The following is a 20,557-nucleotide window of genomic DNA, read 5'->3' on the forward strand; positions in this document are numbered from 1 at the left end:
AATTTCCTATACAAATGAGCAAAAGTATAGTAAATTTAATAGTTGGAAAAAGAAAAAGAGATAAAAAGATAGACCTTTAAAATCGGAGGAAACCCAAAATGCGTAAAACAAAGATTGTATGTACGATTGGTCCATCCAGTGAATCATTGGAGAATACCAAAAAATTGATTATGGCCGGTATGAACGTGGCCCGTTTGAACTTCTCCCACGGTGATTTCGATGAGCACGGCGGACGGATCACAGCAATTCGCCAAGCATGCGAAGAGCTGAACAAGACAGTAGCGATCTTGCTGGACACCAAAGGACCGGAAATTCGGACAGGTAAACTCGAAGTGGAGCCAATCGAACTGGTTCAAGACGAGTACATCACTTTGACAACAGAAGAAATTCTGGGCACCAAAGAACGTCTCTCCATTACGTATGCAGATCTTCCGAGTGATGTTGAACCGGGATCTACAATTCTGATCGACGACGGTCTGATCGGACTGACTGTGGTGGAAGTACAAGGCACCGAGATCAAATGCCGTATCGTTAACGGCGGTACGATCAAAAGCAAAAAAGGTGTTAACGTTCCGGGCGTTGCCATTTCTCTGCCGGGTATTACTGAAAAAGATGCTAACGATATCGTATTTGGTATCGAGCAAGGTGTCGATTTCATCGCGGCTTCTTTTGTTCGTAAAGCAAGCGACGTCCTTGAGATTCGTGAATTGCTTGAAAAACACAATGCTGGACATATTCAAATCATCTCCAAAATTGAGAACCAACAAGGTGTGGACAACCTGGATGAAATCCTTGAAGTGTCCGATGGCCTGATGGTTGCTCGTGGAGACCTGGGTGTAGAGATTCCTGCGGAAGAAGTACCATTGGTACAAAAACGCATGATCGAAAAATGTAACGTTGCAGGCAAACCGGTTATCACAGCTACACAAATGCTGGATTCCATGCAACGCAACCCGCGTCCAACACGTGCAGAAGCAAGTGACGTGGCTAATGCGATCTTCGACGGTACAGATGCAATCATGTTGTCTGGTGAAACAGCTGCTGGTAAATACCCAGTTGAATCCGTTCTGACAATGTCCCGTATTGCCGAAAAAGCAGAATCCGCTCTGCCTTACCAAGAGCTGTATCTGAAACAACGTGTTGCTCAACAAACAACAGTTACTGAAGCAATCAGCCAATCTGTTGCCCTGTCAGCTCAAGATCTGAACGCTAAAGCGATCATTACTTCGACTGAATCCGGTCATACAGCACGCATGATTTCTAAATATCGTCCAGAATCTCCAATCATCGCGGTGACAACGGAAGACAGAACTTCCCGTCGTCTTGCACTGGCTTGGGGTGTAACACCAGTCAAAGGAAGACTTGTTGATTCCACTGACGCTTTGTTTGAAAATGCAATTGAAGGCGGCGTGAAATCCGGACTTGTAAAAGAAGGAGACCTTGTTGTTATTACAGCGGGTGTACCTTTGGGTCGTTCCGGTTCCACTAACCTGATCAAAGTAAGCCAAATTCCAAACAACGCATAATTGTGTTTGGACGAGAAGCAACAGGAATGAAGCAATGGGGCGTTTGCGTCCCGTTGCTTTTTTTCCATCTTTATGAGACTTTACCGTCGCTAGATACGTAATAATTGGTATATCGAAGGAGGCCGGTAACATGCAACAACAAAGCAATGGCAGTTGGTACACGGCACGCCTTCGCGTGCGTTATCAAGAAAGTGATCAGATGGGTGTGGTCTATCACGCCAACTATTTGAATTGGTTTGAAATCGGTCGAACCGAGATGATTCGCCAAATGGGGTATACATATCGTAAAATGGAGGAACAGGGGTTACTGCTTCCGGTAACCGGACTGGATGTAAAATATCATAAACCTGCCCGGTATGATGATGACATCATCATTTTCACCCGTATTGCTGCATTTAGTGGTCTGCGACTGAACTATGAGTATGACATAAGGCGCATGACTCCAGACCTTAATGAGCAGATAGGCATCGGGCAACGAGTATGGTCATCTGAGGAGTCCCTTCCTGGTGAACGATTGGTTACAGGCTCTACCCAACATGTATGGGTCAATGGGGACTGGAAGCCAGTCAGGCTGGATAAGGCAGCTTCTGAGCTCTACAGCGCGCTTGAGAAAGTGTGGCTTTCAGGAAAGGGGTAATACGTAATGCGAAGATGGATGTGGGCCCTGCTATTAATCATTCCGGTGATTGAACTGTTTGGTTTCATTCTTATGAGTGATTGGATTGGAGCCGGAAAGACATTGCTTCTCATGATTCTCACGTCCTTGATCGGTATAGCAATGTTGCAGTTTGAAGGACGAAAAGTACTTATTGATGCCAAATCCGAGATGGAGCGCGGTAAGGTGCCCGGAAGGAAAATGGTAGATGGACTTTTTATTTTTGTCGGTGGTTTCCTGCTGCTGATTCCGGGATTTATCACAGATCTGATCGGTTTTACACTGTTGTTCCCAGTAACACGTTCAGTGTACCGTCTATTCTTCCTGGGCTGGCTGGAGAAAAAAATGAGAAACGGAAGTATTAAGTTTTATCGTGGTCCGAAAAAATAGGATATACCAGCATCAGTTAAAGAAAGGCACCCACCACCAGATTCAGTCTGATGAGCGGTGCCTTTTTTAATCTTGAATATATACGGATGACAGAAAACAGAGATCATGATTTCATCGGACACGTCCGTTAATAATGTACGTTCGGAGATCACGGAACACGTTCGCTCGATTAAATGCATCAAGGATAACGAGGCTGACAGGGCCGATGATCAAACCGAGTACACCGAACAGTTTCAATCCGACAAACATGCCAACCAATGTGGCGAGAGGGTCCAATCCGACACTGCTGGCAAGCACTTTGGGTTCAATGATTTGGCGGGCAATCAGCACAATGAGATATACAATACTGATGCCGATCCCCAGGTACAAGTCTCCATTCATAAGCAGGTATGCTGCCCAGGGAACCATCACGAGGCCAACGCCGAGATAAGGAAGCAGATCCACCAGACCGATGAGCAGAGCGATCGTGAAGGCAGACTTAACCTGGAGCACAAGCAATCCAATCATGACAAATAATGCGGTGATAGAGATCATGATCAACTGGGCTCGTGCATAACCGAACAGGGCTTTTTTCAGATCATTCCATATGTCGGTAATCGGTTTGCGAATGGATGAGGGCACCCAGCCCGATACGGTAATGCTGTGTCTGGTCCAACTTTTGCTAATAAAGAAAGTTGACAGCAGAACCACGATTAATACGGCTCCCATATTGGGTAGAGAAGTGAGCAGGTTCAGGATCATGTTGAAAAATCCGGTGACCAGGTCCGTTACAGCTGTACCTACCGTTTCGGTTGTTTTGCTAATATTGCTGTTAATGGTCTCCTGATAGTTGGGGTTTTCCTTGTAAAATTCATTGATCTGTCCAATTAAACTCTGAATCGTGTCATTCTGGGTCCAGCGGATGAACGTAGCCTTAATCTCATCGACATGAAGGTCGAAGCTCGTCGTTAGTGAAATGACTTCCTTGACCATACGGGTTACCGCAGCAGACAATACGACGACAATGGCCCCGAAATAAATGATTAGTGATAAGGTTACAGCCAGCCAGCGAGGAAATCGGGCCTTGTATTGAAGCAACTTCACCAGAGGGTTCATCGCATAAGCGATAATCCAGGCGATGGCAAAAGGATATAACAGCGGGAACAGCAGGTATATGGCAACGGCAATGAGTATGGTCGCGATAATTACCCATAAGCCGCGCAACAGGCGTTTCATTAGGATTCTATCCAAGCATCAACTCTCCTTATTCCATTTCAAGCTACCATGAAGGAAGCGTAGGAAGCTATCTAGTTAATATAGAGCAAATACACTGATTTGAAACGCCAGGATGTCGTCGAATTAGATCTTTTCTTTTGCCTAGAGTATGCCTCATGTTCACAAAATATAGCAATAAAAACTTGATTTATAGCATGGATTTATATAAAAAGAATAAAATGTCAACCTTGTTTTTGTAAAGGTTTTCAAAAATGCTTTATCGGTCCGATAAAGAAGTTTGATGTGCGGATGACCTCGCACCATGTTCACATAAACGACAAAATCCAGTATGATGAGATAAGGAAATACCGATTGACAGATATGAAAACCGGATATTGAGGTATTTATTAATTTTAAAATGTAAATGGTTACAAAAGAAGGACGAGTGCGTTTGAGCACGTAGATGACACTCTGGATGGGTTCTTGATTTCGTTTATTAAAGGAGAGATGTAATATGACAGCTACCAAAGGTCTGGAAGGCATCGTTGCAACAACCTCTTCGATCAGCTCCATTGTAGACGGTGTGCTTACATACCGTGGTTACGATATTGACGATCTGGCAGAACATGCAAGCTTTGAAGAAGTTGCCTATTTACTGTGGTTTGGTAAATTGCCAACTACGGATGAACTGAAATCCCTTCGCAAAAGCCTGAGCGATTACGCGCCGATTCCGAGCGAGTTGATTGCACAAATCCAATTGTATCCGAAAAACATGAGTACCATGGCAGCACTGCGTTCCGCGGTATCCGCACTGGCTCTGTACGATGAGCAGGCTGACGAGATGACAGCGGAAGCGAATGAGAACAAAGCGGTTAAGCTGCAAGCGCAGTTGCCAACCATTGTGGCAGCCATAGCCCGTATCCGTCAGGGCAAAGAACCTGTGGCTCCAAAAGAAGGCGCTTCCATCGCAGAAAACTTTTTATATATGATGACTGGAGAACAACCAGCCGAGACCGCTGTTAAAGCCCTTGATCAAGCGCTTGTCCTGCATGCGGATCACGAGTTGAACGCTTCTACATTTGCAGCACGTGTAACGGTAGCTACGCTGTCCGACATTTATTCGGGAGTAACTTCTGCCATTGGCGCACTGAAGGGACCATTGCATGGCGGCGCGAACGAAGCTGTAATGAAAATGCTGAATGAGATTGGTACACCAGATCGTCTGGAAGCAGCTATTCAAGAAAAATTGAACAACCGTGAGAAGATCATGGGCTTTGGACACCGTGTCTACAAAAATGGAGACCCACGTGCAAAACATCTGCAAAAGATGTCCAAGGAACTGGGAGAAATGAATAGCGATACACGCCTGTACGAAATGTCAGTGAAGATCGAAGAACTGGTAACAGGACAAAAAGGCCTGAAACCAAATGTAGATTTCTATTCTGCTTCCGTATATACCCAATTGGGTATTGAAGAGGTCCTGTTTACACCGATCTTTGCGATTAGCCGGGTATCAGGTTGGACTGCTCATATTCTGGAACAGCTTGCGGATAACCGTATTATTCGTCCGCGTGCCGAGTACACAGGCCCAACAGATCAGAAGTACGTTTCAATCGAACTTCGCTAATGGCATCAAAACCAGTATAATAAAAAAGGACGGGGTGAAGGGGTGTAACATGTTGGCTGAAATTAGCAGCACGTTCATAACCCTTCCTCCAATAAGACAAGCGGTGTGTTATCATACTGTATCTACGAAACCCAAGGAGGAATTATACTAATGAAATTAGAAAAATTTGCTCACCCAACTGAAGGCGAAAAAATTCAAATTGATAACGGTACACTGCAAGTACCTAATAACCCGATCATTCCATTTATCGAAGGTGACGGTACAGGCCGTGACATCTGGAAAGCTTCCAAACGTGTATTGGATGCAGCTGTTGAAAAAGCATATGACGGCAACAAAAAAATCGCATGGTATGAAGTGTTTGCTGGACAAAAAGCATTCGATACATACGGGGAGTGGCTGCCAAACGATACGCTTGAAGCTATTCGCGAGTATATCGTAGCGATCAAAGGACCATTGACTACACCAATCGGCGGCGGAATTCGTTCCCTGAACGTAGCGCTTCGTCAAGAACTGGATCTGTACACTTGCTTGCGTCCTGTTCGTTATTTCGATGGTGTACCTTCTCCAGTTAAACGTCCTGAGTTGGTAGACATGGTCATTTTCCGTGAGAATACGGAAGATATCTATGCGGGTATTGAATACGCAGAAGGTTCAGAAGAAGTGAAAAAAGTAATCCAATTCCTGCAACAGGAGATGGGTGCAAACAAAATCCGCTTCCCTGAAACTTCCGGTATTGGTATCAAGCCAGTTTCCTCCGAAGGTTCCAAACGTTTGGTACGTGCAGCAGTACAATATGCCATCGATCACAACCGTAAGAGCGTTACATTGGTACACAAAGGCAATATCATGAAATTTACAGAAGGTGCCTTCAAAAACTGGGGTTATGAAGTTGCTGAAGATGAGTTCGCTGACAAAGTGTTCACTTGGGCACAATACGATATCATTAAAGAAAAAGACGGTACGGATGCAGCTAATGCAGCTCAAAAAGCAGCTGAAGATGCTGGCAAAATCATCGTGAAAGATGCTATTGCCGATATCGCTCTGCAACAAGTACTGACTCGTCCAGGTGAGTTTGATGTAATTGCAACGTTGAACCTGAACGGTGACTATCTGTCCGATGCACTGGCTGCACAAGTTGGCGGAATTGGTATCGCTCCAGGAGCGAACATCAACTATGTAACAGGACATGCTATCTTCGAAGCTACTCACGGTACTGCACCTAAATATGCAGACAAAGATGTCGTGAACCCTGGTTCCGTTATTCTGTCCGGCGTTATGTTGCTTGAGCACCTGGGATGGCAAGAAGCGGCTAACTTGATCTACAAAGGTATGGAAACATCCATCAACAACAAAACAGTTACTTATGACTTTGCACGTCTGATGGACGGCGCTACTGAAGTGAAATGTTCTGAATTTGCTGATCAAATCATTAAAAACCTGTAAGGGGAGATGTGAATCATGACTATTCAGCGCAAAAAAATCACAGTAGTCGGCGCCGGATTTACCGGAGCTACAACGGCTTTGATGCTTGCCCAAAAAGAACTCGGGGATGTTATTCTGGTTGATATTCCACAATTGGAAAACCCGACTAAAGGTAAAGCGCTCGACATGTGGGAAACTAGTCCTGTTCAGGGCTTCGACAGCAATATCGTCGGTACTTCCAACTACGAGGATACTGCAGGTTCGGAGATTGTTATTATTACGGCAGGTATTGCCCGTAAACCGGGTATGAGCCGTGATGATCTGGTCAACACGAACGCGGGAATCGTGAAGTCTGTTTGTGAAAATGTGAAAAAATATTGCCCTGATTCCATCGTCATTATTCTAAGCAACCCGGTAGATGCAATGACATATGCAGCTTATCAGACGCTTGGTTTTCCTAAAAACCGCGTAATCGGCCAGTCCGGTGTTCTGGATACTGCACGTTATTGCACATTCATTGCGCAAGAGCTGAATGTATCGGTTGAAGACGTCCGTGGATTCGTTCTTGGCGGCCACGGAGACGATATGGTACCACTCGTTCGTTATTCCAGCGTTGGCGGTATTCCAATCGATACCCTCATCCCGGCAGAGCGCATTGAATCTATCGTACAACGCACACGTGTTGGCGGCGGTGAGATCGTTAACCTGCTCGGAAACGGCAGCGCATATTATGCACCCGCAGCTTCATTGGTGCAAATGACCGAAGCCATTTTGAAAGATAAAAAACGAATCATTCCGGTTATTGCTTACCTTGAAGGGGAATATGGCTACAACGACTTGTTCCTTGGTGTGCCAACCATTCTGGGTGGTAACGGAATTGAAAAAATATTTGAACTGGAACTGACTGCTGAAGAAAAAGCGGGCCTCGACAAATCTGCGGATTCGGTTCGTAACGTCATTTCAGTAGTAAACCTGTAAGTTTGAAAACTTTTTGACAGGAACACACAGAAAACCTCCGGATCATCCGGAGGTTTTCTTTTCTTTGGATAAGTTCCCCAGTATAATGAGATGTGATGTATAGCACACTGACTGAAATTTTTGAGGAGGATGGACATTTTGACAATGATTATGTATTTGCTCCATATTATTGGAGCACTGGCGATGGGCTTCTATCTGATCTTGCCTTTCGTGGTGGGTAAAATCCGTACCTTGAGTGTTGCCGCTCAAGAGGGAGCATTTGCATCGCTCCGTTCATTGAACCGTATCGCACAGTACGGACTTGTAATTCAGCTTCTTACGGGTGGTTACTTGATGACCAAGGGTGAGTATTCCTATCTGTGGATGGGCGTGGTAGTCGTTCTGTTGCTGGCTATTGCAGCAATCGGTGGCATTATGGGTAAACCGTTACGCTTGGCAGCAGAGGCTGTGAAAAGCAATCGTGACGTCAGTGCAGAACAAAGTAAGATTCGTACGTTCAGCACATTGCTTGCCGTATTCCTGCTCATTATGGTGTATCTGATGGTGAACAACCAGGTTATCTAACAATAGCTGCGAACGAGTTTTATTCGCGAGCTGAACTTAAAGCGTTTGCACTTCAAACGTTGGGACAACCTGAATAAGAAAGTAAGGTCTTGAACCGTAGTGAAATAGACAGCCCTGAGGCTGTCTATTTTTGTTCGCTCCGTCTGGGATAATGTCTGACAACCATCAAGGTGCTAGTGCTGAAATAACGGCATATATGGCTCACGTAGTTATACTCTACATTTAGTTAACCTAGGCTCACAGCGTGGGCAAATACGGTGTTACGACCGTTACGCTTGGACTCATATAGTGCTGTATCAGCATCGCGCAGTAAGGATTCCAGAGAATCGGACCCTCCATTATATTGTGCCACTCCGAAGCTTGAAGTCAGTGGAATACGAGTACCTTGTACCTCCAGCGGGTCATTCAACAAAGCCACGCGTAACTTCTCAGCGAGCTGTTCACCATCTTGGAGGGATGCATTGGGAACCGCGATAACAAACTCCTCTCCTCCATAACGTGCAAACAACATCTCTGGGTTCAGATAACGATTACATACAGAGACCACATGAATGATCGCCTGATCCCCAACGTCATGTCCATAGGTGTCGTTAATTCGTTTGAAATAATCAATGTCAAATAATATAAAGGCCGCAGGCTGCAGATTAAGCTGAGCTTCACTCAGTATCTCTCGACCTCTAAGCAGGAACTGCGTGCGGTTATATATTTTGGTGAGACCATCGAAGTAAGCCAGTTGCTTCAATTGTTCTTGTAGGAAACGTTGCTCTGTAATATCAATCAGCATAATCAGTGTGCCAACGGCTTGTCCTTCTTTGTTATACACATAAGAGGTTCTTACCTGATAACAGACAGTCTCTCCGTTCAATTGCCAGTACAGATCGGTTTGCAGACCTTCTCGGCCATATTCCACCGGAAAGGTCTCACCGGCAAGCGACAGCCATACATCGTTAAGGTGTTGACCCACCATGCTGAAATCAAGCTCTGGCAGCATATCGCGCAGAGATTTGTTGTAGTCGACGAGACGATTGGAACTATCCAGCACAATAACGCCTTCACGCATGCTCTCAAAGATACTATCCTTGGCGATAGGTACGATAGTTAGCAGTCGGGAGGATAGAATAGCCCAGATATACATTGCGGATGTAATGCACATGAGAACCGGAACAGGATCCATACCACCTGGGGTCAGACCAAGCAAATACACAAAGGCCGCTACCATGGGAATAAGCTGTGAAGTGATCAGTGTGAGTAACTGACGACGATACATCTTTTTGGTATGTTTCCATTGTCCGACGAGAATAAGGCAGGCACATAACAGACAGGAAAAGGTGAATGCACCATGAACAACGTACCACTGCCCTACGGCAATATCCATTAGAGGGACGGAACTGTCTTCTCTTAGCCATACTCTTTTATAGAAAAGATGATGAAAATCATTTGTTGCCACCATGAACAAAGTAATGGAAGGGATTACAAACAGCGCCGCAGAAGCTTTTTTGGATAACTTTTTACCCGTGTATTGCATCATGAGCATCAGGCCAAGAGAGGCGGAGAAAGGCATGCCGATGTATTCTACGACTGTCCAGAATTTCATCTGCTCCAGTGTATTGCTGGCGAGTTCAATCGCATATCCGAAGGTGTAAACAGACAGAGCTGCTGTATAGAGAATGAATATTTTCGAACTGGGGATTTCTGCTCTTCTAACATAAGTATATAAACACAGAAAAACATTCAGCACAGCTGAAGTTGCTACAAATGTTATATAAGAATTAATGTGCGATTCCATGGGTTAGGTCTCCATATTAGATCAGAATATTTGCTTAGTTGGGAAGTATGACAGCTTCATTCAAACTGGATTAATGTAGTTTAAAGCTTATCTGATACTGTACATTGTACATCAGCCCATACGGCATAGGAATACAATTTGGGAGTGAATCAGTTCAATTTCGAAAAAACTTCGAATGTATGGCAAAATAGGTCGAATTCAATGTGGCTTTAACTCAGTTGACAGCATGTCTGGGAGAGAGTATTGGGAATTTTGTTTGACTGCCAAAAGGGAGTGGTAAGTAAGTATCGAGACATCACACAGGGACTTTGGAGCATGACTGTTGGAAAAGGGAATAATATGTACTGTTCATGCCATCCTACAGAATGAGACTGGATCAGAAATTCCATTTTGAGAGGAGAAATGCCACATGTCAACCGACACACAAAACAAAAAGACGATGCCTGCGCAACATCAGGACCAGCGCCCGGGTATTGAATCGGAGATGCACCCCAAACCAGAGTTTGAGAAACCTGAATATAAAGCAGCTGGAAAGTTGTTAGATAAGGTTGCTTTGATCACGGGTGGAGACAGTGGAATTGGACGTGCTGTTGCCGTCACATATGCGAAGGAAGGCGCGGATGTAGCGATTGTATACCTGAGTGAGCATGAGGATGCAGAAGAGACCAAGCGTCAGGTCGAACAGGAAGGACGCAAATGCATATTGATTGCCGGTGACATTGGTGACAATGCCTTTGCCAAGAAATCCGTGCAACAGACAGTGGATCAACTGGGCAAGCTGGATATTGTCGTGAATAATGCAGCGGAGCAGCATCCCCAGCAGCAGCTGGAGGATATTACTCCAGAACAGTTGGAGCGTACGTTCCGCACAAATATTTTTGGCATGTTTTATATTACACAGGCTGCTCTGCCACATCTCAAGAAAGGCAGTACAATCATTAATACAACCTCCATTACCGCATATCGCGGAAATCCGACGTTAATTGATTATTCATCTACGAAAGGAGCTATCACTTCATTTACACGCTCCTTGTCAATGAACGTTGTGGAGAAGGGAATTCGTGTGAATGCCGTCGCTCCAGGGCCGATTTGGACCCCGCTCATTCCATCCACATTTGATGAGAAAAAGGTGAGTGAATTTGGTGCTACTCAGCCGATGAAACGTCCAGGGCAACCGGATGAACTGGCTCCAGCTTACGTATATCTCGCTTCGGATGATTCTTCCTACGTAAGCGGTCAGGTGATGCACGTTAATGGCGGCGAAGTGGTGAACGGATAATCCATTGAAGACGTGTTTTAAATGAAGGCGTATCGTTTCCAGCATGACTGGTCGGTACGTCTTTTTTTATGAGCATATAGAGGAATGGGTATGATTTTGATCCTGTTTACAAAAGTCGGGATCGGCGTTGATACAACCATGATATTTTATCATTAGTCTTGCCTGGAGATAGTTCTAGAATAGCCGCGGCTTTGCTGCTTATCAAATATGGCAGGGTCTCCATGCTATCTGTGATATGATATACACCGAACAAGTAAGCTTCGGAGGCGGTCACATGAAGATTAGCAAACAAAATGCGGCACACTATATATGGGGTGAAAGGAATAGAGATTGCGCCGGAGATGCCACATCAGATGCAGAATCGGGGAGAAGTAGACATAGAGTTTCTTGTCATTTCCCAGCCTACCTCTCGTGGTGATCGAATAGAAATGGATTTGTAATTATTAATTTTATAACAAAGGAAGAGATAGATGAGACCGTTCCGAATTCGCCTTGCCATCATCATGATGGTGCTGATCGGTATTTCCGTCATTGTGGCGGGGTATACGATGGGCAGAGTTTTTAAGACTACTCACATTAATGCACTGGAGCAAACGATGGTGCGTGAGATCAACTTGCTAAAAGCAACGTTCCCGTTCCATGATGCAACCAATCCAAAAAATGAAGAGACACAGAAATATTACTCAGAACGTGCGGTTGAGCTGGATCGACTGACGGATTCACGGGTAACTTTTATCAATAAAGACGGAACGGTCATTGGCGACTCGGAGAGCGATCCCAATTCAATGGACAACCACTTGAACCGTCAGGAGATTAAAGAAGCGGTTGGGCAAAACTATGGTCAGTCGATTCGTTATAGTGCAACACTGGGACAGGATATGCTGTATGTGGCGCTACCTGTGAATTCGGATCAAAGCGACATGATCGAGTTACCCAGTGGGAAATTTGACGGTTACATTCGACTATCCATGAGTCTTGAAGCTGTTGATCAGGGTCTCCAGCAGGGCTGGATTTTGATGTTCTTCACCTTGGGCCTTCTGTTCCTGATTGTGGCTCTGGTAAGTTACCGGGTTGCGCGGGGACTGACATCGCCCATTGAGCATATTACGAAGGTGGCTCACCGGATCACCAAGCTGGATTATGATGCTAGAGTGGATGTAACTCGTAATGATGAGATCGGTCAACTGGGACTTGCCATTAACGGAATGGCAGACAGCCTTCAGATGCAACTGAAGACGATCAGGGATAATGAAGCGTTGCTGCAAAGTGTGCTTGCCAACATGACGGGCGGCATTATTATGATTGATGCTGGTCAATCTATTGCGCTGGTCAATCGGGAAGCGGAGCGTATGCTTGGCATTCAGGCAGAGCGGGTTACTGGCAAACCATATATTGAATTGAAGCGGCATTATGAGCTGACGCGCACGATTGAAGAGAGTGTTGCATTGCGAGAACCGATGCATGAAGAAGTGAGTGTGTTCAATCCGGTCGAAAAATTAATTCGGATTGATGGAGTACCGATGTCCGAAGATGACGGCGCTTATCGGGGGATGCTCTTCCTCCTGCAGGATGTCACGGCAATCCGTAGGCTAGAATCAATGCGCAGTGAGTTCGTAGCGAATGTATCTCATGAACTCAAGACGCCGGTGGCTGCGGTCAAAGGTTTTGCCGAAACGCTTCTCAGCGGTGGGGTACAGGACAAAGAGACGGAGCGTTCATTCCTGCAGATTATCTATGATGAAGGTGACAGACTAAACCGATTGATCGGAGATATTCTGGAGTTGTCCAAAATTGAGTCCAAACGGGCTCCCCTGCAGTGTTCACCAGTGCATGTGTATTCGTTCTTCGAGATGGTCCTGGGTACCCTGTCCAAGGTGGCAGAGAAGAAAGAGATTCGCCTGGAGATGAATGTTCCCGAAGAATTGTATATTGAAGCTGATGAGGATAAAATGAAGCAGATCTTTATTAATCTGTTATCCAACGGCATTAATTACACCCCTGAGGGCGGACGGGTAAAATTACAAGTGTCGGTTGAACATAATGAGGACGAAGAAGAAGTTGTATTTGCAGTATCCGACACAGGAATTGGTATTCCGAAGAAAGATTTGCCGCGGATTTTTGAACGCTTCTATCGGGTGGACAAGGGCAGATCCCGTAATTCGGGAGGGACTGGACTAGGACTTTCAATTGTGAAACATCTGGTAGAATTGCACCATGGCAAACTGTCTGTAGAGAGCGAACTTGGCATGGGGACTACGTTTCGTGTTATCCTTCCATTAATTCAGGATGAAGAAATCTAGCGCGATGGAAGTGAAATGTAAAAGGAATGTGCTGTTTTACACAGAGTTAACAATTAGGTGCTATGATAATGAAAGTGTTGTGGCAACAGACAACCTATAGGAGAGAAGGGGTATCATGGCGCAGCGTTTGCTCGTTATTGAAGATGAACCAACATTATCAAGATTGCTTACGTACAACCTGACACAAGAGGGCTATGATGTTATTGCTGAGGATCACGGATCTTCAGGTTATGATCGGGCGTTGTCCCAGGAATTTGATCTGATTCTGCTGGATCTGATGCTTCCTGGAATGAATGGTCTGGATATTCTGAATAAGTTACGAATTCAGGGTGTTAGTACACCGGTCATTATTCTCACAGCCAAAAACGGTGAAGCCGAAGTTGTACAAGGCTTAAAATCAGGTGCCGATGATTATATTACGAAGCCATTTGGTGTATCCGAATTGCTTGCTCGCGTAGATGCAGTGTTAAGACGTTATTCGAACGGTGAAGATTTGCCGCAACCAGAGGATAAGGACGGTTCCCGTATTATTCTGGGAGAGCTTGAGATTTATCCTTTGAAGTATGAAGTGACACTGGGTGGACAATCCATCAGTCTTCGTCCCAAGGAGTTCGAGGTACTGCTTTATCTGGCCAAGAAGCCGGGTGTTGTGCTTACACGGGATGATCTGATGAATGCGGTCTGGGGCTTCGATTATATCGGAGGACAGCGCACGGTGGACGTTCATGTCAGTTCATTGCGGAAAAAGTTGGAGCTGGACCCGGAATCGGTTCACATTGATTCGATTCGCGGTGTAGGTTATAAATTGGTTGTAAAAAGAAAAACTCCCCATCATTCAAGTTAACAATGATCGGGGAGTTTTTTTTACATTCCGTTAACATAAACAATTATTTTCCTTTACGTATAGGGAGTAGGATGAAGCTGTCTGAGTGATACTTTATACCTACATATTCCACCTCAGGACGGAGCTCATACGTAAAGGAGATTGCGCATTTATGCCCATGTTGCTCGAAGTGAAGCCCGACCAGCCCGAAGAATTGATAAATACGCAACAGGAACAAGTTGTAGCTCCCATGGGAGAACAAAAAGATGAAGATGAAGTTGGGGTCACCAAAGAGAATGTAATCTCATTACGGGACTATTGCCGTCAAATACCTGTAGTTGACGTTCATACTACCTGTGGGGAAGCGGCAAGCCTGCTCAATCAGGATCAGGAGTACCCGTGTATTGTATTATGTGATGATCACATGCAGCCATTAGGATTGTTGATGCGAGAGACGTTATACCGGATGTTGAATGGACGCTTTGCGGCAGACCTCTTCTATCGGAAGCCGGTTGTACATGCAGCGGACTCTTCTCCTGTCATTGTCGATGTGCACGCAGAAGCGATCGCAATTATTGACATCGCTTTGGCTCGCAGTGAGCAATATTTCTATGATTGTTTGATCGTTACGGAAGAAGGCCGATTGCTGGGTGTGTTGACGATGAGGGATGTCATGTCCCTTTCCCGTAAGCTGCAGCATGTGGCTTCGGAAGAACGTGTACATATTATTACACAGAGCAGGCAGGAAATAACGAGAATCAACGACTCCGTCACCAAACTGGTTCAAGCAGCTCGAAAGGCGGGGGAAGAGGCGTCTCAGATCATGCAGTTGTCCGAACGGGGAGCAAGCAGTCTCAGCCAGGTTGATGCTTCCTATAACCGTGTAAATCAGCATATGGAGGGTCAGCAGAAGCACGCTGATGACATGCTGAGCTCCATTGACATGGGTTCCGGGATGGCTCGTTCCATTCGTTCATTGGCTGACCAAAGCGGGTTACTCGCTATGAATGCTTCCATTGAAGCGGCACATGCGGGGGAGTATGGACGGGGTTTCCAGGTTGTCGCTGGTGAGATTCGCGCACTAGCCAAGCAGACCCGTGAGGTTGCGGGAAATATGTCCTCTTTGCTGGATGATATCGGAGGTTTGACCAGACAGACTGTAGAACTGGTGAGAGCAAGCGCGGCAGAGATTGACAACAGTTCCGTTCATGTAAACGAAGGAGGGGCTGCGTTCAAACAGCTGAACACGGCTGTAGCAGGCATGTCCCATATTGCAGAGGATATCGCGATGGAAGGCAAAACGGCTGGAGAATTGGCAGAGCACATTCGGGAGAGACTGGAAGATATGGTCCAGGTGGATGACTAAACGAAGGTAGGATGGGCATCATTCATACACAATGATCGGATAGGTGGGTCGTGGGTGTGAAAGATGTCTCTTTTTACATTCCGTTAACATGAAAGTGATACTGTTTTTACAATGAGAGGGTAGGATATTATAGATGACCGAGAGCCAAGTTCAATCATTGGCATCGGTCTACGTAAGGGAATCTGGTTGTCCCTGCCGCGAAGGAGAAGTGAACATCCATGAAGGACCTCATTCACATTGAAGGACTTAATTTATACTATGATACGCATCACGCGCTTAAAAATATATCGATGGACCTGCCGGAGAAGACGGTTACCGCGTTTATCGGTCCGTCGGGCTGCGGTAAATCGACCTTGCTTCGTACATTGAATCGGATGAATGACATGATTCCAGGCGTACGTGTGGAAGGACAAGTTATGTTGGACGGTTCCGACATTTATAGCAATGAGATTGAAGTGGAGACGCTGCGCAAGCGGGTCGGTATGGTGTTTCAGCAACCTAACCCTTTTCCAAAATCCATCTACGATAACGTAGCCTATGGACCACGACTTCATGGGGTGACAAAAAAGGCCGAACTGGATCAGTTGGTTGAGCAGAGTCTTGTTCATGCTGCACTGTGGGATGAAGTAAAGGATGTGCTCAAAAAATCGGCACTCAGTCTCTCTGGTGGACAACAGCAGCGCCTCTGTATTGCACGTGCTCTGGCTGTGCAGCCTGACGTACTGTTGATGGATGAAGCAACGTCTGCACTTGATCCGATCTCGACACTCAAAATTGAGGAACTAGTCAAGGAATTGCACCACAAATACACGATTGTTATGGTAACCCACAACATGCACCAGGCTGCACGGGTATCGGGTCGTACGGTATTTTTCCTGAACGGGGAAGTGGTGGAGGCGGCGGATACAGAAACATTGTTCTCCACACCGCAGGATTCCAGAACCGAGGATTATATATCCGGACGGTTCGGATAAGCAAGCTGAGTTCGAACGATCCCGGCGTGTCCGGAGATGATGGATAAGGAGGACATGGAATCTATGATTCGCAGAAAAGAATTTGATCAGGAGCTTGAGGAACTGCGCACACTGCTTCGGCAAATGGGTGAGCATGTAGGCACAGCGTTGGATGGTGCTATTGAAAGTTTACAGACGATGGATGCTGAGAAAGCTCAGGTCATCATCAAGAATGATGCGAATCTGAATGCCTTGGAAGACAAGATTATGGAATTGGGTTCCAAGCTCATCATTACACAACAGCCAGTAGCGAAGGATCTGCGACGCATTATCGTTGCATTTAAAATCTCAAGTGACCTGGAGCGTATGGGTGACCTTGCGCTGGATGTGGCGAAAGTGACCCTTCGGATGGAGGGACAGGAGCTCATTAAACCGCTTGTGGACATACCAAGAATGGCGGAAATCGTCAAAGCCATGGTTGATGAATCCATCGAATCTTTCCTGAAAGAAAATACGGATTTGGCCTACAAAATGGCTCAGACTGATGATCAGGTTGACCAATTGTACAGTCATATGATCAGTGACCTCTACGTGTTCATGACAGATCATCCGAATAAGGCTTCCCAAGCGATGCTCTTGATGATGGTTGGGCGTTACATCGAACGGATTGGTGACCATGCAACAAATATTGGTGAGAGCACGGTGTACCTGGTAACAGGCAAACGCCCTGATTTGAATCAATAGGTAACAGCTTTTAGTGGAATTGGGGTATTATTCGTAACGAAATTAAGGAACTTTCTCTCGGGTGGCCTATGATCAGGCTGTCCGCGGAGGAAGTTCTTTTTTTGCAGGCAGATTATGACATGTAAAGATGACTAATTTTTTTGTTGTAACAGGTGTGTATGGTATCATGAGAGTAGATGTAATTGAAGGATTGACCATACGATACGCGAGGTGCTGGAATGGACAAGTTTATTCTTATAGATGGAAATAGCATTATTTACAGGGCGTTTTTTGCAATGCCGCCGCTAACTAACTCGAAAGGCTTGCACACCAATGCGGTGTACGGTTTCACCACGATGCTACTGCGCTTGCTGGAAGAGCATAAACCGACACATGTGATGGTGGCATTTGATGCAGGCAAAGTCACGTTCCGGCATGAAGGTTACCAGGAATATAAGGGTGGTCGGGAGAAAACACCACCGGAGTTGTCGGAGCAATTTCCACTGCTGAAAGAGCTGCTTCAGGGCTTCGGTATTGCCCAGTTTGAGCTTGCAGGGTTCGAAGCGGATGACATTATCGGAACATTAACGAAACGTGCGGATGAAGCCGGAAGACAGGTTCTCGTTGTGTCAGGTGACAAAGATATGTTGCAGCTTGCTTCTGAACATGTGCATATCGGGCTTACGCGCAAAGGGGTAACCGAGATTGAGCTGTACGATCCTGCTCAGATCAAGGAGCGCTATGGTCTGACCCCGTTGCAAATCATTGACCTCAAAGGTCTGATGGGCGACACGTCCGACAATATTCCGGGCATTCCTGGCGTTGGAGAGAAAACGGCTTTGAAGCTGCTGCACCAGTTCGGTTCGGTTGAGGAAGTTCTTAACGGCACAGGTGAGCTAAAGGGCAAAATGAAAGAAAAGATTGAGGCTCACGCCGAAGATGCACGTATGAGCAAGCAGCTTGCCACGATCCACCGTGAAGTTCCATTGGAACAAACTTGGGAAGATATGCAGTTCGCCGGGTTAAAAGAGGAACTGGCAGGCCCGGCTTTGGCCAAGCTCGAATTCAAGTCTTTGCTTGAGCGTCTGTCATTCCGTGGAAGTATAGTCTCTGAACAGGAAGCCGTTCCAGCTGCCGCGGTAGAATCCTCCATTGCAACAGACGAAACGATTAGCGAATTGTTCGGTTCACTCGAATCCATTGATGTACTGCATGTGGAGACACATGGCGATAACCCCCATCAGGCGAAACTAATCGGACTTGCTGTAGGTTCAGCCGGAACCTATACATTCCTGTCTCCCGAATTGCTTCAGTCTGATGTAGCTGCCCCAGTACGAGAATGGCTCGGCAATGCAGAACAACCCAAGCGCGGTTATGATCTGCATCGTGTCGATCTCGCACTGCATGCGCATGGCATTGAGTTTGCTGGAGCGTCCTTTGATGTGCAACTGGCTGCCTATTTGCTTGATCCAACCGAATCGAATCAGACGATCAGTGGCCTGACCACGAAGTATGGTCTACCTTCCCTTGTGGAGGATGATACGGTCATGGGCAAAGGTGCAAAATACAGGGTGCCTGAGGCGGATATACTGGGCGATTTTCTGTGTCGCAAAGCGGCGGCGGTAGCAGCCATTATTCCACTCCAGGAGCAGGCATTGGAGAGCAATGAGATGAACGCACTTTTCCATGAACTGGAGATGCCGTTGTCACGTATTCTTGCTGATATGGAGAAACAGGGGATTAAGGCTAATACGGCAGATTTGAAGGCTTTGGGTAGTGAATTCGAAGAAAATATCAGCAGGTTGATGGCGGAAATCTACAAGCTCTCCGGTACGGAATTCAATCTGAATTCACCGAAGCAACTGGGGGAGATTCTATTCGATAAACTCGGTCTGCCTGTGGTGAAGAAAACAAAGACAGGATACTCTACGGATGCCGAAGTATTGGAGAAGCTGGCTCCATATAATGATGTGGTCAAGCACATTCTGCAATATCGTCAACTTGCCAAGTTGCAGTCCACATATGTAGAAGGACTGCTCAAAGAGATTTCAGATAAGGATGGCAAGGTGCATACGTATTACCGGCAGACGATTGCGGCTACCGGACGTTTGAGCAGCCAGTTCCCGAACTTGCAGAACATTCCGATTCGGATGGAAGAAGGTCGTAAAATCAGGAAGGTATTTGTTCCTTCCGAGTCTGGGTGGTCCATTCTGGCAGCAGACTATTCGCAGATTGAACTGCGCGTCCTTGCACATATTTCAGATGATGAGCGGCTGAAGGAAGCTTTTGTTCAGGACATGGATATCCATACGAAGACGGCCTCAGATGTGTTTGGTGTGAAGCCAGAAGAGGTGGATGGAGACATGCGTCGTTCTGCCAAGGCGGTTAACTTCGGGATTGTATATGGCATCAGCGATTACGGCCTTTCGCAGAACCTGCACATCACGCGGAAAGAGGCAGCACAGTTCATTGATCAATACTTTGAAGTATTCCAGGGTGTGCGTCGATATATGGATGATATTGTGAAGGAAGCACGTCAGGATGGTTATGTCAAAACGTTGCTGGAACGCCGTCGTTATCTGCCAGAAATCAATGCCAGCAACTTCAACCTGCGTTCCTTTGCTGAACGGACAGCGATGAATACACCGATCCAGGGAACTGCAGCGGACATCATCAAGCTTGCCATGGTACAGATGGATGAAGCACTGCGTGAACGCAAGCTGAAGAGCCGTATGCTGCTTCAAGTGCACGATGAACTTGTATTCGAAGTGCCTGCTGATGAGTTGGAACTGATGAAAGAGCTGGTGCCTTCGGTCATGGAAAAAGCATTGGAGCTTTCTGTGCCGCTGAAAGCGGAAGTTAGCTACGGGGCAAACTGGTACGAGGCTAAATAATAGACCCCAAGCGGGTTTTCCGTTATTTCACAAAATGTTTTTCAACTGTTTTCGACACAAGAAGGGGTCCCACTGAG

16 protein-coding genes are annotated in these 20,557 nt (G+C 46.1%); 14 read left to right on the plus strand and 2 right to left on the minus strand.

Annotation, left to right across the window (positions count from 1 at the left end):
• The first annotated feature begins 98 nt into the window (after nt 1-98).
• The 3 genes from pyk (at nt 99) to AC3ITG_RS09770 (ending at nt 2,571) form a co-directional block, all read left to right on the plus strand.
• Nucleotides 99-1,526, plus strand: a complete 1,428-nt coding sequence (gene pyk / locus AC3ITG_RS09760; protein ID WP_063568089.1) for a pyruvate kinase — start codon at nt 99-101, stop codon at nt 1,524-1,526.
• A gap of 130 nt (nt 1,527-1,656) precedes the next feature.
• Nucleotides 1,657-2,163: an acyl-CoA thioesterase gene (locus tag AC3ITG_RS09765; protein WP_413377009.1), complete on the plus strand. Its 507-nt coding sequence runs from the start codon at nt 1,657-1,659 to the stop codon at nt 2,161-2,163.
• A 6-nt stretch (nt 2,164-2,169) separates the two neighbouring features.
• Nucleotides 2,170-2,571 carry an FxsA family protein gene (locus tag AC3ITG_RS09770; protein ID WP_063568091.1) on the plus strand — a complete coding sequence of 134 codons (402 nt, stop codon included), beginning with the start codon at nt 2,170-2,172 and terminating at the stop codon, nt 2,569-2,571.
• Nucleotides 2,572-2,682: 111 nt separating this feature from the next.
• Here AC3ITG_RS09770 and ytvI read toward each other — a convergent pair whose 3' ends face one another.
• A complete protein-coding gene (ytvI, locus tag AC3ITG_RS09775) occupies nt 2,683-3,786 on the minus strand; it encodes a sporulation integral membrane protein YtvI (RefSeq protein WP_489254447.1) in 1,104 nt (367 codons plus the stop codon).
• 493 nt (nt 3,787-4,279) lie between these two features.
• Here ytvI and citZ point away from each other — a divergent pair, with 493 nt between their 5' ends.
• The 4 genes from citZ (at nt 4,280) to AC3ITG_RS09795 (ending at nt 8,356) form a co-directional block, all read left to right on the plus strand.
• The gene (gene citZ / locus AC3ITG_RS09780; protein ID WP_413377011.1) at nt 4,280-5,392 is read left to right on the plus strand and encodes a citrate synthase; all 1,113 of its coding nucleotides are present in this window, start codon (nt 4,280-4,282) and stop codon (nt 5,390-5,392) included.
• A gap of 150 nt (nt 5,393-5,542) precedes the next feature.
• Entirely contained in the window at nt 5,543-6,835 is a 1,293-nt protein-coding gene (gene icd / locus AC3ITG_RS09785; RefSeq protein ID WP_063568094.1) for an NADP-dependent isocitrate dehydrogenase, read from the plus strand.
• Nucleotides 6,836-6,850: 15 nt separating this feature from the next.
• The gene (mdh, locus tag AC3ITG_RS09790) at nt 6,851-7,792 is read left to right on the plus strand and encodes a malate dehydrogenase (RefSeq protein ID WP_489253587.1); all 942 of its coding nucleotides are present in this window, start codon (nt 6,851-6,853) and stop codon (nt 7,790-7,792) included.
• Between the two features lie 138 nt (nt 7,793-7,930).
• Nucleotides 7,931-8,356, plus strand: a complete 426-nt coding sequence (locus tag AC3ITG_RS09795; RefSeq protein WP_181586571.1) for a hypothetical protein — start codon at nt 7,931-7,933, stop codon at nt 8,354-8,356.
• 226 nt (nt 8,357-8,582) lie between these two features.
• Here the strand turns inward: AC3ITG_RS09795 and AC3ITG_RS09800 are convergent, their stop codons facing one another.
• Nucleotides 8,583-10,142, minus strand: a complete 1,560-nt coding sequence (locus AC3ITG_RS09800) for a histidine kinase N-terminal 7TM domain-containing diguanylate cyclase (RefSeq protein ID WP_489253588.1) — start codon at nt 10,140-10,142, stop codon at nt 8,583-8,585.
• Nucleotides 10,143-10,551: 409 nt separating this feature from the next.
• Between AC3ITG_RS09800 and AC3ITG_RS09805 the strand changes: the two genes are divergently transcribed.
• From AC3ITG_RS09805 to polA, 7 genes are all read left to right on the plus strand, one after another.
• A complete protein-coding gene (locus AC3ITG_RS09805; RefSeq protein ID WP_376032808.1) occupies nt 10,552-11,421 on the plus strand; it encodes an SDR family oxidoreductase in 870 nt (289 codons plus the stop codon).
• A gap of 470 nt (nt 11,422-11,891) precedes the next feature.
• Nucleotides 11,892-13,721, plus strand: coding sequence for a two-component system histidine kinase PnpS (pnpS, locus tag AC3ITG_RS09810; protein ID WP_489253589.1), 1,830 nt, complete (start codon nt 11,892-11,894; stop codon nt 13,719-13,721).
• 115 nt (nt 13,722-13,836) lie between these two features.
• Complete coding sequence (locus tag AC3ITG_RS09815; RefSeq protein WP_053783546.1) at nt 13,837-14,565, plus strand: response regulator transcription factor; 729 nt, start codon at nt 13,837-13,839, stop codon at nt 14,563-14,565.
• Nucleotides 14,566-14,716: 151 nt separating this feature from the next.
• Nucleotides 14,717-15,910 carry a methyl-accepting chemotaxis protein gene (locus AC3ITG_RS09820; RefSeq protein WP_489253590.1) on the plus strand — a complete coding sequence of 398 codons (1,194 nt, stop codon included), beginning with the start codon at nt 14,717-14,719 and terminating at the stop codon, nt 15,908-15,910.
• A 218-nt stretch (nt 15,911-16,128) separates the two neighbouring features.
• Nucleotides 16,129-16,884 (plus strand): phosphate ABC transporter ATP-binding protein PstB, encoded by a 756-nt coding sequence (gene pstB, locus AC3ITG_RS09825; RefSeq protein WP_413377020.1) that lies wholly within the window; start codon nt 16,129-16,131, stop codon nt 16,882-16,884.
• 63 nt (nt 16,885-16,947) lie between these two features.
• Entirely contained in the window at nt 16,948-17,607 is a 660-nt protein-coding gene (gene phoU / locus AC3ITG_RS09830; RefSeq protein WP_489253591.1) for a phosphate signaling complex protein PhoU, read from the plus strand.
• 218 nt (nt 17,608-17,825) lie between these two features.
• Entirely contained in the window at nt 17,826-20,480 is a 2,655-nt protein-coding gene (gene polA, locus AC3ITG_RS09835; RefSeq protein ID WP_489253592.1) for a DNA polymerase I, read from the plus strand.
• Nucleotides 20,481-20,557: the final 77 nt, after the last annotated feature.

It is taken from the genome of Paenibacillus sp. GL_099_B (genome assembly GCF_057835695.1).